Source organism: Pseudomonas lactucae (assembly GCF_016937615.1).
Classification (GTDB): domain Bacteria; phylum Pseudomonadota; class Gammaproteobacteria; order Pseudomonadales; family Pseudomonadaceae; genus Aquipseudomonas; species Aquipseudomonas lactucae.
Map to the genome: position 1 here is coordinate 144,886 of NZ_JAFHKI010000006.1, position 15,983 is coordinate 160,868.

General features: G+C 57.3%; 13 protein-coding genes and 1 pseudogene. All 14 read left to right on the forward strand.

Annotation, left to right across the window (positions count from 1 at the left end; all coding sequences use genetic code 11):
- Positions 1-54: 54 nt before the first annotated feature.
- The 14 genes and pseudogenes from JWR98_RS01705 to JWR98_RS01765 all read left to right on the forward strand — a co-directional run bounded on the left by JWR98_RS01705 (position 55) and on the right by JWR98_RS01765 (position 15,983).
- Positions 55-1,500 (forward strand): esterase/lipase family protein, encoded by a 1,446-nt coding sequence (locus tag JWR98_RS01705; protein WP_179119958.1) that lies wholly within the window; start codon positions 55-57, stop codon positions 1,498-1,500.
- Between the two features lie 12 nt (positions 1,501-1,512).
- Positions 1,513-2,037 carry an opioid growth factor receptor-related protein gene (locus tag JWR98_RS01710; RefSeq protein ID WP_078734713.1) on the forward strand — a complete coding sequence of 175 codons (525 nt, stop codon included), beginning with the start codon at positions 1,513-1,515 and terminating at the stop codon, positions 2,035-2,037.
- 462 nt (positions 2,038-2,499) lie between these two features.
- On the forward strand, positions 2,500-3,444 hold the full coding sequence (locus JWR98_RS01715; protein WP_078734714.1) for an ATP-binding protein: 945 nt from the start codon (positions 2,500-2,502) through the stop codon (positions 3,442-3,444).
- A gap of 137 nt (positions 3,445-3,581) precedes the next feature.
- Entirely contained in the window at positions 3,582-4,736 is a 1,155-nt protein-coding gene (locus JWR98_RS01720; RefSeq protein ID WP_078734715.1) for a hypothetical protein, read from the forward strand.
- Entirely contained in the window at positions 4,733-4,888 is a 156-nt protein-coding gene (locus JWR98_RS01725; protein WP_205489183.1) for a hypothetical protein, read from the forward strand. The genes JWR98_RS01720 and JWR98_RS01725 overlap by 4 nt, the downstream gene beginning before the upstream one ends.
- Positions 4,848-6,836: a hypothetical protein gene (locus JWR98_RS01730; RefSeq protein WP_205489184.1), complete on the forward strand. Its 1,989-nt coding sequence runs from the start codon at positions 4,848-4,850 to the stop codon at positions 6,834-6,836. Before JWR98_RS01725 ends, JWR98_RS01730 begins: the two co-directional genes overlap by 41 nt.
- A 12-nt stretch (positions 6,837-6,848) precedes the next feature.
- Positions 6,849-7,493, forward strand: a complete 645-nt coding sequence (locus tag JWR98_RS01735; RefSeq protein ID WP_205489185.1) for an OmpA/MotB family protein — start codon at positions 6,849-6,851, stop codon at positions 7,491-7,493.
- 44 nt (positions 7,494-7,537) lie between these two features.
- Complete coding sequence (locus tag JWR98_RS01740; RefSeq protein ID WP_078734718.1) at positions 7,538-8,278, forward strand: DUF3944 domain-containing protein; 741 nt, start codon at positions 7,538-7,540, stop codon at positions 8,276-8,278.
- Positions 8,278-9,174: a hypothetical protein gene (locus JWR98_RS01745; protein WP_205489186.1), complete on the forward strand. Its 897-nt coding sequence runs from the start codon at positions 8,278-8,280 to the stop codon at positions 9,172-9,174. The genes JWR98_RS01740 and JWR98_RS01745 overlap by 1 nt, the downstream gene beginning before the upstream one ends.
- Positions 9,175-9,784: 610 nt before the next feature.
- Positions 9,785-10,882 (forward strand): cyclic di-GMP phosphodiesterase, encoded by a 1,098-nt coding sequence (locus tag JWR98_RS01750; RefSeq protein WP_225908499.1) that lies wholly within the window; start codon positions 9,785-9,787, stop codon positions 10,880-10,882.
- A gap of 440 nt (positions 10,883-11,322) precedes the next feature.
- Positions 11,323-12,273, forward strand: a pseudogene (locus tag JWR98_RS30355) (PDC sensor domain-containing protein); the annotation flags it as partial.
- Positions 12,274-12,384: 111 nt separating this feature from the next.
- Positions 12,385-13,170 (forward strand): methyl-accepting chemotaxis protein, encoded by a 786-nt coding sequence (locus JWR98_RS30360; protein WP_482822851.1) that lies wholly within the window; start codon positions 12,385-12,387, stop codon positions 13,168-13,170.
- Positions 13,171-13,399: 229 nt separating this feature from the next.
- Positions 13,400-14,431: a hypothetical protein gene (locus tag JWR98_RS01760; RefSeq protein ID WP_078734722.1), complete on the forward strand. Its 1,032-nt coding sequence runs from the start codon at positions 13,400-13,402 to the stop codon at positions 14,429-14,431.
- 118 nt (positions 14,432-14,549) lie between these two features.
- On the forward strand, positions 14,550-15,983 hold the full coding sequence (locus JWR98_RS01765) for an ArnT family glycosyltransferase (RefSeq protein WP_205489187.1): 1,434 nt from the start codon (positions 14,550-14,552) through the stop codon (positions 15,981-15,983).

The window sequence follows — 15,983 nt, forward strand, 5'->3', positions numbered from 1 at the left end:
AATGTACGGAAATGGACGTGAGAGAACACTATGAAGGGACGCTGGATCAGAACAATGGACGATACGGCATCGCCGATGGCCGTAGTGTTTCTGCATGGGGTGCTGTCCGACGGTGAAACGTGCTGGCGCCATCAAAATAAAACCTACTGGCCGGATCTGCTTTCCCAGCATTCGACTATAGGGAGCGTGGGCATTTATGAGTTCACCTATCGCACGGAGATCTTCAGTGGGTCCTACAGCCTAGGCGATGTTGTCGATGCGTTGAAGGAAAGCCTGCACCTCGATGGTGTCAACAGGGCGCGGAAAATTGTCTTCGTTGCTCATAGCATGGGGGGTATCGTGGCCAGACGCTATATCGTGCAGCGCGTAGATGACCTTGTGGGGCGTTGTGCTGAAGTTGGGCTTTTCCTGATCGCCTCTCCCTCACTGGGTTCGTCCTATGCTAATTGGCTTGGGCCGATCGCAAAGTTCATGGGGCATGCTCAAGGTCAGGCGTTGGCGTTTTGTCAGAACAATGTCTGGCTCAACGATCTGAATAGCGATTTTCGCAATGTGGTGATGAGCCGCAAGCTGGTGATCTACGGTCGGGAATTAGTGGAAGACCAGTTCGTGGTGCTCAAGCGCTTTTTGTGGTTGCCGCAGATCGTGCCCCCGGTCAGTGGGGCCATTTATTTCGGCGATGCTCTAAAGGTCCCGTTATCAGATCATTTTTCCATCGCCAAGCCGGCGGATGCACAGGCCCTTCAGCACCGCGTGTTGTGTGATTTCATCGAAGGTATCGTGCAGCAAAAGGGCAATACCACCAATGTCTGGGAATGCCCCGGAGGCTTCTGTACCAGCGTCGGAGAGAGTGAGATCAGCATTGTCACTGGGCGTATCGAAAACCATCCGGTGGACGCGAAAACAACCGTGGTGGCGTTACCCTGCGATGAGTATTTCGAAGACCATTGCACCCACGATACTCGGAGTGCGTTGGGCGTTTATATCAACCGGCATTGCGCCGAAACGACGCTGGAATTTTCGAATCTTGTCAGGCAGCAATGCCAGATGCGCTTTGGCGTCGGTACGCTGCAGCAAAAGACGACGGATGCGTCTAGCGAAAGCTATGGTCCCGGCCGAGCCATCCTTGTTGCGGACCCCTCGAAAAACGCGGCCGCGATAGCCTTGGTTTCCACCACCACGCAGCGCGCCAAGCAAGGGCTTGCCGCCAGGATGTCCTACGTATTCGATGGTATGCAGGAACTGTTCGAGCTGCTTGCTGACAAGCGGATCAACGAAGTAGTCATGCCAGTGCTAGGCGCTGGGCACGGTGGAATTGAACCATCATTGGCGATTGCCGGGTTGGTGTTGGCGCTGACGGAGGCCGCTCGTTACGGTGCAGATAAGCAGCGTCGCAAAAAGATCACTATCGTTGTCTTCCAGCGGACAACACAAGACCAACCAGAAATAGCGTCTGATGCCATCCGTAAAACGCTGGAACTGGTGGCCAATAAGACGTAACGAGGGCAATGTATGGCGAGTGCGAAAGATTTGATTCGCAACTATCTGGGTTACGATGGCATGGACCATCGCCAACGTACATTAGCCCAGGCATTGGCTTGGGATGATGACGCTCTGGAAAGCACACATGACTTCATACAATGGTGGTTTCCGCTGCCTGACCCCAGTGCTTATAACAGCCACTCGCCAGTGGCGAGCCTTGCTGAGTTCGACGAGCTAGCGAACGACGAGCGCGTCAGAGGTGGAGTAGAATGCGCCATGCGTCGCATGCTGAGCTTCTATGGTTTACGCCACTATGCGTCAGGGCTGATCGAGAAATCAGACGACTGGGATAGCCGGAGTCAGAACTGGGCATACACGCAGAATCACAACGACCTGCGAATGACTCGCATCCTAAGATCGTTGTGCTTGCTGGGCCACCGGGCACAGGCGCAGAGGCTGTTTGTCATCCTGGAAGAGGTTATTCAGCAAACGCGTGAGCCATGGGAGCAAGTGCCGTTACGATTCTGGCGTGAAGCGCTGTCTCTCCCCTCATAAAATGCGCTCCTCAGGCCAACACCTGAGGAGCCTTGACGCGCTCAGCAAGCATCACGGCGCCTTCTTAAAGTGTTCGACCCTCGTCGACCTTTATGCTGGGGTTCGGAAGGTGTGTTCGCCATTGATTTACCTCACCTCGGCCAAAACGTCCAAGGAAGGCAAAGTCCCAAGTGAACGATAAAAAGGTGAACGAAGCGATCGCCAAATGGCGGCTCAGCTGACGACCTTGTGCAGCCAACCAACGGAAAGTAGCAAATAGCCACTCCTCGTAGTAGGCTCGTGTCCAAATTGACATCATCCCCCAAGCCCGCAGTACAAGGCAGTTACCATGTCAAAGCGAAGGATCCGCTACGCTGGCTTTAGGCCTTACTGTATCTGTTGCCCGAGCACCACTGCTGGTGCGGAGCAGACCGGGCACTCTTTGCCGGCGGTTGCCCTACCCTGTTCATTTCAGGCTCCCCTATGACCGAGACTCCCCCCTCCAGCGCCCATCGGCGTTTAATGGAGGCGACGCCCCCTGCGCAGAAAACGCCATTGCGCGAACCTCGTTTCAACCTCACCCGGGATGTGGTGCTCCATTCGCGCACCCGACTGCAACTGGACGAGTGCCTTGCACGCCTGCGTTTTCACACCAAGATCTACCAAGACTGGGGATTTGCCGCTGTAGACCCCATGGGCATGACCGCCATCTTGAATTTCTACGGCCCACCCGGCACCGGCAAGACGCTTTGCGCTGAAGCCCTCGCCGGCCAGCTGGGGTTGCCGTTCATGGCCTTGGGTATTGCGGAACTGGAAAGCAAGTTCATGGGCGATACGGCAAAAAACATTCAAGCCACGTTCGAACAGGCCCGGCAAACCGGCGCGTTGTTGTTCTTCGACGAAGCCGACACGTTGCTGGGCAAACGCCTGTCGTCAGTTACTCAAGGGGTGGACAACGAGGTCAATGCCATGCGTTCGACCTTGCTGATCGAGCTGGAGCGCTTCGAGGGCATAGTGGTGTTCGCCACCAACTTCGCCAAGAACTACGACGAAGCCTTTCGCAGCCGGATCGGCTATCACGTCGAATTCTGCCTGCCCGACTTAGGTGCCCGGCAACAGCTCTGGGAGCGTTTTCTGGTCGAGCAGATTCCGCTGGCCGAGCCGCGTGAAGCACTGATCGAAAGCGCCAGCCAGCGTTCCGACGGCCTGTCCGGCCGAGAAATACGTACCTGCATGCGCCTGGCCCTGCCCAAGTCGCTTCTTGCCGCCGAGCAGCACGGCCTACTTCCGTGCTTGCGCGCCGAACATGTGCATGCAGCCATAGATGAGGTTTTGGCCAGCCACCACCAGGTGTCGACGCCGCCTTCCAATAGAACACACAGCGAGCAGGACGTGGCGCGCGCCAAGAGCCTGCTGGGCCTTCAATAAATCAACAACGAGCAAAGCACATGGGATTCCTTTCAAAAGTTTGGGGCGGCATAACCAGTCTTGCCACATCTACAGTCAACATAGCCAAGTCGGCGTGGGAAAAAACCAAAGAGGTTGCCGGCAAAGCTATCGGCTGGATGGCGGAAAAAGCCGAAACCTTCGTGGGCACTGTGAAAAGCGTCTGGCAGAAAGTCAAACCCTACATTGCCAAGGTGGTGCAGCCCGCCCTCAAGGTCGCAGCCCAATGGACGGCTATGGCGCTGCCTGCCTTTCCTTGGGTCGCCGGCGCCATCACTGCCTTCGACAAAGCCCTGGATGCCTTATTGGCCTGGGACAAGACCTCTATGGCGAAAAAACTCGATGCAGCGATCCACTGGGTCATCCAGAGAGCCAAAGACCTGCACAACGTCAACCTCAATAAAGAGGAAATGTCCACCGCTGCGCAACACGAAGAAACTCTGCGCGAGGCCCGCAACGAAGTGCGGGGCGATGCTGCGAAGGCGATTGACCTGGCCAGCCTGATCACCAGCTATGCCCAGCTCTCCACTCGTATTGCGCACGTAATGGAGAACAACAATATCGAGGATTTCGAACACTATCTGCGCCTGCGCGCTGCGCAGAAGTTGCTCAAAGACACCGAGAGACGCCTGATGCTCGCCCAGGACATCCATGCCATCAACGCCGATGACCTATTCCTGATGGAGATCGGTGCTGAACTGCTCAAAAAAGTCCCGGCCATCAGCGATGCCGACACACAACACCTGGACCACGTCGTTTACGCGCGCTTCCAGCAGAAGCTGATCCCGTTTGTATTTGAAGAAATGATCATGGCCTGGGGCTGCAACCTTGACACCATGGAAAATGAATGGAAAGCCGAGAACCAAGCCATCTCCAAGGATCAGATACTGCTGCGCCGCTTAGAAATCGGCCAGCGCCTATCTGAATTGAATACCGAAGAAGCTGCAATGCTGGCTGACCTTCAACTTAAAGTCCCAGCCTTCAAAGCCCAGATGGACAGCAAGCGCAAGCGCACCAATGAAATGCGCAGCTACGTTTTTGCCGCTGAAGGTTTCCTGCAAATGCTCGAGAAAAATCCCGAGGACTTCGCCGACAAGGAGTACCTGCTCGAAGACAGCAGCGCCGCCGGCATGATCATCATCGAGTGTGCTCAGCACGGCAAACAATGGGAGGAACTCAGCGAATCCGAGCAATTCCTGATTATCGACTTCGCCAACATCTATGAAGAAGCCAGTCGCGCCCGAGCGGCCAAGCTGGTCGAGGTGGTCGTGTGAATCCGGAAGAAATTCTCGCTTTTCTAATACCGGGAAACGACCCTATCCAGCTGGTTTTTGGTAGCGTTTTCCTGATCCTGATCGCCACTACCCTGATCGGCGTATGGCGTGGTGCAACGCCGGCGTCCTGGGAAAAAAAAGTGGAATGGTAACGGCCTGATCGGCGACCACGCAGATAACCTGGACGTCGAACATGGCTCAGTCAATGAAATCAGTACGGCCGTCGCCAGCACCGGCGAAAAACTCGCTGACATCATGCCAGGCATTCTGCTGATTCTAGGTTTGCTCGGCACCTTCCTCGGCCTGGGTATCGCTTTGAACAAGGCCTCAACCATCCTGCTCGAAGCCAACGCGGGTGGCGGCATGGACAATGCCATGGCCAACCTGATGGGCATGATGGAAGGCCTGGGCACCAAGTTCAAAACTTCGACCTGGGGCATCATGGCTTTTCTACTGATTAAGGCCTGGTCCGCTCGCAATGGCTACGAGGAGCGACGGCTGCGCTGGTGTGTCGGCAAGATGAAAGCCGCCTTCGAATACAGCCGCCGGGCACAGTTGCAGGAGCGTCAGCAAACCCAACATGCACTGATCGAGGCCTTGGGCAGAATTGACCAGACGCTGGTCAACCAATGGCAAACCCAGCACGCCTTACTCGACACCCAATGCAAGCTGAATAAGCATGCCGGTATCACTTCAGTGGCGACCCACAAGGCCGTTCAAGACTTGCAACAAGCCCTGGTGGTAGAAGTTCGCACCCTAAACGTCAGCAATGCACAGGCTCGCGATACTCTGCTGGAAACCGTCAATAACCTGCAGCAACACGGCCTCACTCTGAGCGCGACCCACTCCGCCATTCAAGAGCTGCAGCAAGCGTTGATACCAGAGGTGCGCAGCCTCAACGCGAGCAATGCCCAGGCCCGCGATGCACTGAAAGAAACTGTCAGCAACTTGCAACAACACGGCCTCACTTTGGGCGCGACCCACACTGCCGTTCAGGAATTGCAGCAAGCACTGGTACCCGAGGTGCAGACCCTCAATGCCAGCAATGCCCTGGCCCGCGATGCACTGCAGGAAACCGTCAGCAACCTGCAGCAACACGGCCTCACTCTGGGCGCAACCCACTCCGCCCTTCAAGAGCTGCAGCAAGCTCTGGTACCCGAGGTGCAAGCCCTCAAGAGCAGCAGTAAGCTGGCCGTCGATATGCTGCGCGACTCCGCAAGCGCTCTGCAGCAGAGCAACGAAGGACAGCAGCTACAACTCAAGGCCACACGCACTGCGCAAAAAAGCCTGGAGCAAGTCGAAGCCAGCCTCAGCAACCTGAGTGCAATCTCCGACGCTGCCACGCAGATGGCCAGAGCCGCCAGCGATGTTGGGCGGTCCGCTGGTGAGTTGCAGTCGGTCATCAGTGGTTTCAAGGACGGTGTGGCGGATGTGCTGGGCGGCATCAAGCAGGATCTGGGTACTACCATCGACCAGATGGGCAACAGCTTCACAGACAACATGGCCACTATGTCCGCGACCATGGCCAACGCCACTGACGGTATTTCAAGGGCCGTCACCGATCTGTCCAGCAGCGTCAGCCAGACGATGGATAAGATGAAAAAGTCCAACGAGGACTCGATGGAGATCCAGAAGAAAGCCCAAATCGAATTCCTGGCGACCAGCCAAAACCTGAACATGAACATAGGAGGCATGACAGGCCTTGTCGAGGACCTGCGCGAACGCATCGTCTCGGGCCTCAAGGCCGTGTCAGAAAGTGGTCGGCGCATGATCGCCGTTGACTCTCAATTCAAGGAAGTAACAGAAAAGGCTGCCCGCAGCGCCGTAGCTATCGAAGAACTGGTCGCCGAACTGCAGAGCCTTCAGCACTCCAGCCCCTTGCAACCGGTCATGGACGCCGTCGCCGGCAGGGTAGATATGATCGGGCACAGTTTGCAGCGCCTCGACGAGCACCTGCTAGCGCTAAAGTCTGCAGCCGATGACGAGCGCCAGTTGCAAGCCATTAGCCAATTACAGGGCCCGCTGGAGCGGATCGTCGAGCGGCTTGAATACCTCGACACCCGTCTCGAGCAGTTGAGTCTCGATGCCGAAGAGGCGTGAAGGTAGCCCTCCATGAAAGACAAACCAAATGAATGGGTTTCCATCGCCGACCTGATGGCCGGGGTTATGGCCGTGGTCATGCTGCTGTTGGTGATGTCGGTGCTGCAGAAGACCTACTCCGACCTCAAGCACAAACAGGAGATGGAAAAGAGCAGCACCTCACAGCGCGAAAAGGTCGGCGTAATCCTCAGCCAGCTCAAAGCCTCGCTCGAAACCAGTGAGAACGACGGGCTGGTGGTACTGGATGTCAACGCCCAGAAGATGACCCTGCGCGACGGTATTTTCGGCCGCGGCAGCGCCTGCGTGACTGACCAGGCCAAGCAGGCATTCGCCAGCATCGAGGCGCGTATCGCCGATTTCCTGACCACGTTCAGCAACGGCAAAGTGTATGTCGAGGGGCACACCGACAACCTGCCGGTATCGCGCCCAGTCACCAACTTCGAAGTGTTCTGCACGGTATACGACGACAACTTCACACTTTCCGCCGCTCGCGCACGCGAGGCCCGCAAGCTGATCATCGGCGAACTTGATACGGCTAGCGCCAAGCGCGTAGTGGTCGCCGGTTACGGCGACTCCCAGCCTATCCCTGGTATCGCACCAGAGGATGCCCAGCAACGGCGCATCGAAGTGCGTTGGGTGATACAGGAAGATCGCTAGACCGGGTTCGCCAAACTTTTCACCACAAATAAAGGATTCCAGTCATGGGTATCACCTACAGACAAGATGACGACCTGGCGTTTCTCCAGTACTGCACGGAGGCAGACATCCGCCAGCTGGCCAAGTACCTGATGCTCGATAACGATGGCGAAAAGCGGGTTGCCAGCGAGATCGCTGACGATGAGCAATTCAAAAAACTGGAGGGCCAGCCGGACCAGTGGCGCCAGTGCTGGAAACTGGTGGCCGGTGAACTGCAGCATTTCGGTGGCGACTCGATCGTCAATTTGTTTCGCCGCCAGGGCGTGCTGTACAAGGAAATGCTGTGCGACGTCTGCGACAAGGCGAAAGCCAAGTACACCAGCAAAGCGTCTGCCTATGACATCGAAAACAAACTGATTGAGCGCCTGGTCGAGCAGTCTTGGGACAGCATGTCTGACGCCGAAAAACGCAAGGCCATGGAATCGATGAATATTCCTGATGCCATTGAATCCATGCCTCTGGCCGCCATCATCAAAGCTATCAGCTCAGGTGGCATAGGGTCCTTCGAATGGTCTGCCTGGCTCGCCAATTCCGCCCGCCAGTACTTCGGCAATGCCTTGGTCATGGGTGCCGGTGGCGCCGCCGCGCTGATTGGCGGACGCGCCGTGGCTGCCTTCGCCGGGCCGGTCGCTGCGATCGCTGTGACCATACCGTTACTGAGCGGCACCGCCTACCGGGTTACCATTCCAGCGGTCATCCAGATCGCCTACATGCGCCGCAAATACGAAAAAGAGGACCGTTTCTGATGCAAGCCGCCGCCGACCTTCTGCAGAAAATCTGGGTTCTCGATGAAGCCGCCTTCTCAAAAAAACTGCTCGATGCCTTGGCTCAGGGTAAAGCTGTCATTCATGACGGCGTTGCCTACTGGAAAGCAGGCAGCGGTGAGACAGGGATCATTCAACACTTGCCGTTCAAGGAAACAATGATCAAGTCCGCCGAAGAAGCGATCAAAGCTGCACAAATGACCACCGTCATGGCCGCAGCCGCTTCCACTTGCGTGATCCTCGGCGCGTTGATCATCCAGACCAAATATCTGGCCGCCAAACTCGACAAGATCCAGCACACCGTCGACGAAATCGCCAAAGACCTGCACGCCCAGAACATTGTCTATTACATGGACAAAGTCACCGACTACATCGGAGGGATAGAAGTTGCTCGCACCCTGCTGAAGGACCGCAGCCTGGCCCATGAGATCAGGGAAGTGGCCTACCCATTACTGGCTACCGCAGCGGCCAAGCGCAATCACGCGCTGTCCTTCATCGACAATATCCTCAACCTGGCGCATAACAGCAACGAACTGACCAACAAGCATTACGAACTGGTGGTGAACTTCGCCCACATGATGCTGGAAATCATGCCCTTGGGAATGCACACCGAATACCTGCTGGCCGCCCGCGTCGGCAAACCACAATTGGCCCAGCAAATCCTGGAAGACGGTGCCGAGCGCTACCAAGGGGCCATGAATCTCTACAAAAACTTCCTAAACGATCAACACCGCAGCCTGATCCGAGGCAGCATCGGCGAAAAGGCCGAAATATTCCATCGCATCGAACACAAAGCCAAACAACTGATCCACTCGGAAGAAAACCGGCTACTGCTGTCCCTGCCCAATGGTCGTATGGCTGTTCTGAAAGCCGCCTGAGTCCCAGCCAGCCTGATCGCTTGTGACAGCTTGCATGCAAGCGATCAGGCCCGGATATTCAACCAGGAATGCTCAGCTAATCAGACTCAGGGCCTCGCAATGCCGTTTACCAGGTCATAGACCAGCGTAAACGCTACGTCCGCTGGCGAGGTGTAACCCGAGCCCGCCGATACTATTTTTGGGATACCAAAACGTCTCTTCGGCCGCCCGCTCAATTGGGCAAGTCATTCTCCCGCGAAGTAATCACTGTCGAGTTGCTTTACTTCACAACATACCCCCTTTCAACCTTAATCATTCTCAACACCCCAAATAGCAAGTTAGCGAACTATCTATTCCTCCACCAACTGGATAGACAAACAAAAACCATCCATTGCTTTAACGATAAACCTCACCGTTATTTTGTTTTCAAATGCGTTTCAAATACCCACACCCATGCTAATGTCATTACGACACCAGTGTTGTTTCAACTAGCCTGGGAGGTTATTCGTTGCCCCACACTCTCTCTACTACCAAAGTCTAATAACATCATCTGTGGAGTCACCATATCCGAGGCGCGCACATCCTCTTCCAGACGCGTAATAAGAAGACCATCAGCAGAGGGCATACCATTTTGAAGGGCAATGAACTCAAGGATCGAGCACCCGGCGAGGCAAAACCATTCTGGCGGGATCGCGTGGAGCCCCCCTGCACCCAGGAGTGCGATGTTCAACCCGCCTCTGACCCCGCAGAACCGGCCACCTTGGCTCCTCCAACGTCCATGAAAGACGAACTGATCGCCGCGCAGGCGATCTGTGGCCGCGCCAAGTCCGCGGTGGTCGAGATGTTTGGCCATGCGCGCATGGGCCGGGCGCTGGAGTTGGCGCATATCGGCGCGCTGGTCGACGATATTTCAAGTTCCATCGCGCGCCATCCCAATGCGTTTATCAGCCTGGCACGCCTGAAAAGCATTGATGACTACACCTACATGCATTCGGTCGCCGTGTGTGCGTTGATGATCGCACTGGGCAATCAGTTGGGCCTGTCCACCGCCCTGATTCACAACGTAGGGCTGGCCGGGTTGCTGCACGATATCGGCAAAATGGCGATTCCCGGTGCCATCCTCAATAAGCCTGGTCGCTTGAGCGATGAGGAATTACAGGTGGTGCGAACCCATCCGCTTGAAGGTGAAAAAACACTGTTGGCCACTGCGCAGATGTGCGAGATGGTCGTGGATGTGTGCCTGCATCACCACGAGAAAATCGACGGCACCGGCTATCCCCATCAGTTATCCGGTGACCAGATCAGCCTTGTTGCGCGGATGGCCGCGGTCTGCGATGTCTACGACGCAATTACCTCGGACCGTTCGTATAACCAGGCCTGGGACCCTGCCGTCGCTATCCAGCAAATGTCGACATGGGAAGGGCATTTTGACGATGACGTATTCCGCGCGTTTTTAAAATCCGTGGGTATTTATCCCGTCGGTTCTATCGTGCAATTGCAAAGCGGCGGTATCGGTGTGGTGATAGAACAACATGCCGACTCATTACTGACGCCAAAAATAAAAGTGTTTTTCCTGCCGGCGTTAAATATCTATATCCCCCACCAAATAATAGACCTGAGCACCCAAAACCAACCCGATCGTATTATTGCGCGGGTGCCGCCGCAACGTTATGGTTTCAAAAATATCGAGCGTTTATGGCTCGACGACGATGCACCCAAAGCGCATTAAGCACTATACAGCGCTGTACAGCATGCCAATGCCAAAGCAGCCGATGACCCGATAAGTCGTGCGAATACAAAGACACTGGAATGTCGACATCCGATTATTTTGGCTTTATGAGCGTGGGCGGGAACATCATGAAATTCAAATCATTGCAGACTCGTATTTGCTTTACGGCCGGACTCTGCCTGTTTATTTCCTGCGCAAGTCTGGTGTTATATGGGCTGTATTCCTCCAAGGCCAATGAAGCCTATGTGGGCGCACAAGTATCGGCATTGATTGAAACCGCCACCATCCACGAAGTACAGAATCTGGCAGAGTCGCGTGCCACCGCCATTCAGGCAAAGCTGCAAAACGCGCTGGACTCGGCACGCACGCTGGCCAATACGCTGGGCGCGAGCAAAAGCGCGCAAAGTCCGCTGGTATTGAGCCGGGATTCAATCAATGCAATGTTGCTCAGCGTGCTCAAGGACAACCCAGACTTCAACGGCACGTACGCGTGCTGGGAGCCGGATGCATTGGACGGCCAGGATCAAGCCTTTCGTAATAACGAGGGCGGTAACAACCCGTTGACTGGCCGTTTCACCCCCTATTGGACGCGCAGTTCAGACGGTCACATCGCCGTGCAGCCACTGGTCGAATATGACTCCGATGCCCGCCACCCCAATGGTGTGTTGAAGGGCGGCTGGTACTCAGGCCCCCGGGACACCCTGAAAGAAAGCGTACTCGACCCTCTGCCCTACGTGGTGCAAGGCAAGAATGTATGGCTGACCACCCTGTCGGTGCCGATCACTGCCAATGGCAAGTTCTACGGTGTGGTCGGTGCCGACTTCGATATCTCGTTCATTCAGAAACTCAGCGAGCAGATGTCCGCCGACCTCTATGGCGGCAAAGGCTCCGTATCGATCCTCAGCCATCAAGGGCTGGTGGTGGCCGAAAGTAACCGGCCGGAACTGATCGGCCAGCCACTGAAAGCCTTGCTGCCCGACGCATGGGAGAAGGTGTTGGCCAATGTTCAAAAAGGCCAGGGCGACAGCCAAATCAACCAGGGCACCCAGGAAATCGAGGTGCAGATGCCCATCAACCTGGGCCGCACCGGCAAGCCTTGGGCCATCGTGATTCACCTGCCGAAGGCGGTCGTCATGAGCCAGGCCCTGGCCCTGGAGCAGGAACTGCAATCGCGCGGCGTCAACAGCAGTATCTGGCAGGTCGCGGTCGGCATCGCCATCTCCCTGCTGGCTTTGCTTACCCTGTGGTTTGCCACCGCCAAAATCGTCGGCCCGATTCGTGAGGCCGCCCGCCTGGCCGCTAACATCAGCCTGGGCGACTTTTCTCGTCGGCTGGTGCAAACGTCTGAAGATGAAGTAGGCCAGTTGTCCTTTGCCTTGAACGATATGTCGGAAAGCCTGCAACGCCAGGTGCGCGTGGCCGAACGTATTTCCGAGGGTGATCTGGACCTGGAGGTACGCCTGTCCTCGCCCAACGACACGCTGGGCAAGTCCTTGGAAAAAATGGTCGGCAACCTGAACACCTTGATTTCCGAGGTGCAGGCCAGCGCCACGCAGATCACCGGCAGCTCTGCACAGGTTACGCAGTTGAGCCAGTCACTGTCCGACGGAGCCTCCAATTCGGCGTCTTCGATCACCGAAATCAGTGCCGTCATGACCCAAATGGCGGCGCAGACCACCGACAACGCCGCCAACGCGAAAAAGGCCGACGAACAATCCCAGGCTGCACGCGCCGACGCGGGGGAAAGTGACAAGCTGATGAGCGAACTGATCGCGGCCATGGCCGAGATCGACAATTCGGGCAAAGACATTACCGCCATCATCACCACCATCGACAACATTGCCGCGCAGACCAACCTGCTGGCGTTGAACGCCGCGATCGAGGCGGCGCGTGCCGGGGAGCTGGGCCGTGGCTTTGCCGTGGTGGCCGATGAAGTGCGCAGCCTCGCGGCGCGCAGTGCCGAGGCGGCACAACAGACCGCAGCGCTGATTGCCGACTCTTCGACCAAGACGCAACGCGGCATGATCATCGCGGGCCGCACTGCCGACTCGCTACGCAACATTGTCGACGGCACCAGCACCGTCTCAAGCCTGGTGTCATTGATCTACCAGGCGTCCAGCGAACAGGCGTCCGGTTTGCAACAGGCGAGTATTGGCCTGGAGCAGATTGACGAGGTCACGCAGCAAAACCAGGCTAACTCCCAGCAATGCGCGGTAGCGGCCAGGAACCTGTCGGAACGGGCCAATGCGATGCAGCAGGGGTTGGGGCGTTTTAAAGTCAAAGCCTGAGCCGCTCAGGTTTGAGTATTGTTAGCTGAGAACTGGAGGGCGCAGGGAAGGCGCTTCGGAATGTTCCTTCACGATGTCGCGCCATGGGTGAACTGGCGCGCATTGACCAGCATGGACAGCCCTCCCCGATCTCTGCAAAACCAGCGACCGGGCCCCCTCCCCCCCTTGGAGTCCACCCGACTTCCCATTACCCTGAGCGCCCCATCAGACAACCGGAAGTCAGATACCCGTGTTCAAGCCCTTCGCTGTCATCGCGCTCGCCTGCGCGCCCTTGCTCGCCAACGCTGCCGACCTGGCCGGCGTCTGGACCGGCACCCTGGGTAAGTCCGCCATTACCGCCTGTTTCAACGGCGCTGACGGGGAGCATGGCAGTTATTACTACCAGCGCATCCTCACGCCGATTCAATTGACCCAGGCCAGCGACAACGCGCCGTGGGCCGAAGAAGGCAATACCGGGTTCTGGACGCTGGACAATCGCCCCGGCGATACGCTGGCGGGCGTTTGGAGCAAAACGAAAGGCGGCAAGCCGTTGCCGATCACCTTGCAACGTGTCGGCACACCCAGCGACGGCTGCGGCAGTGATGCCTACAACGCGCCTCTGGAGGCGGCGCCGCTGCCGGTCAAGACCGAGAAAAAATCCTTCGCCGATCACCGCTATGCGCTCAAGACCCAAGGTGCCCGCGTCACGCTCAAGCTTGAGGGAGAGGGCGCGCCAGTGCAGAAAATCAATCAGCAACTCGCGGCGCTGGCCATCAATGACGACGATCAAGTCGACTACTTGCGCGAACGTCGCGAGTACCTGGGCCGAAACGGCTCGGCCCTCACCAGTGAAATCACGGTTGAGCCGACGTATTGGTCGTCGCAGTGGATCACCGTGAAGTTCTACCGCTGGACCGCAGGCATGGGCGCCCGGGGGATCAGTTGGGGGCTGCATTCCTGGAACTTGCAGACTGGCGAGTCGGTTGATCCCTGGACCTGGCTGGGCGGGCATCAGCGATGGTATGACGCCTATTCAGGCGAAGTGACGCTGCCGGCCTCATTCAAGACATGGCTGGCCAAGCAAACCAGCACCGATGAGGGATGCCCGGCGGTCACCAGCTATTCCACGTTCGACCTGAGTTTCAACACCCAGGGCATGCAGCTCTCGACACGCGCCAACGGCGACGGGTGCGACAACGAATTGACCTTTACCTGGGAGCAACTGGAGCCGGTATTGACCGCCCAGGGTAAAGCCGCGCTGCCCAGCTTGAAGGCGCCGTAATACCTGAATAACAAAAAAACCAGCACTCGTTCACGAAACGTTCAGAAACACCGACAGATACTAACCGACTGCCACGGCCGCTCCCCCGAGCGGCCCACTGCCTCGGTAGCCACACCCCATGACACGCCCCGTCTCCCTGCTGCTCCTGCTCGCCGCTCTATTGTTCTTCTTTGCCCTGGGTAACCACGAGCTGCAAGGCTCTACCGAAGCCCGCGTCGCCGGGATCGCCATGGCCATGCACCTGGACAACAACTGGGTGGTGCCACAGTTGTTCCGCGAGCCCTTCCTGGAAAAACCGCCCTTGAGCCTGTGGCTGGACGCTGGGGCGATACGTCTGTTTGGCGCGACCACCTGGGCCGTGCGCCTGGCGTCGGCGTTTGCCGGTTTGTTCAGTGTGATGCTGTTCTACGCAATGCTGCGCCGGTTCGGACGCCCGCAGACGCTGGCGTTCAGCGCGGCCCTGATGCTGGCGACCATGGCCAGTTACTGGAGCAACGTGCGTGGCGTGGGCGAAGATTCCTTGCTCAGCCTCGGCGTGACCACGGCCCTGTTGGCGTTCTATCAGGCCGTGAGACCCGAGCGCGAAGGTCCGAATATCGGCGCATGGGCGCTGTTTACCGCCGGCATGGTGATCGCCACCTTGAGCAAAGGTGTACTGGGCCTGGCGCTGCCGGGCATCGTGATCTTCGTGTACCTGGCCAGCACCAGTCTGATGGACAAGCGCCTGCGCATCGGCGACTGGCTCAAACCGGCAGTGTTCACGCTGCTGGCATTGGTGCCGCTGCTGATCTGGCTGGGCTTTCTGTTCCAGCGCGGCGGCATGCAAGCGGTCGGCGAAGTGTTGTGGACCAACAGCGTCGGGCGGTTCAGCGGCTCGTTCGTCGAGGCGGGGCATTACGAGCCATTTTATTACTACATTGCCAAGCTGCCCGAGGCGTTCCTGCCATGGAACATCCTGGTGTACCTGGGGCTGTGGCATTTCCGTAAAAGCCTGGTAAGCAACCGCTATCGCCTGTTTTTCAGCGTCTGGCTGGTGGCGCAATTTACGCTGCTGACCCTGGCGTCGAGCAAACGCACGGTGTACCTGATGGCACTCACCCCCGCCGCCGCGGTGCTGGGCGCGGAATATGCGCGGGTGTTGCTGCAATGGCTGAAAGCTCGCAAACCCTCACTCTACAAACATCACAGGCCGCTGGTGGGCGGCGTGTTCACGCTGGCGGTGGGTTGCTACCTGATCGCGGCGTTCTGGTTCGCGCCCAAGGCCGATGTGCGCCAGTCATTCGTACCGGTGATCAGCCAGGTCCAGGCGCTCAAGGATGAAGGCAAGGAAGTCGTACTGTTTCAGCCCAATGAGCGTATCGCCGGGGCCAGCGTGTTTTACCTGCAGGCCTATCTGCCGATCCTGCAAACCGAGGCCGAGTTGCAACACTACTTGGCCGCCAAGCCCGGCAACGTTGCGTTGCTGGACCACACCAATGGGTTGAACCCTCAGGTCAAGGTGATCAAGCAGATGGCCATCAATCGCCAGCCTTACTACTTCGTCGAGCAGTAA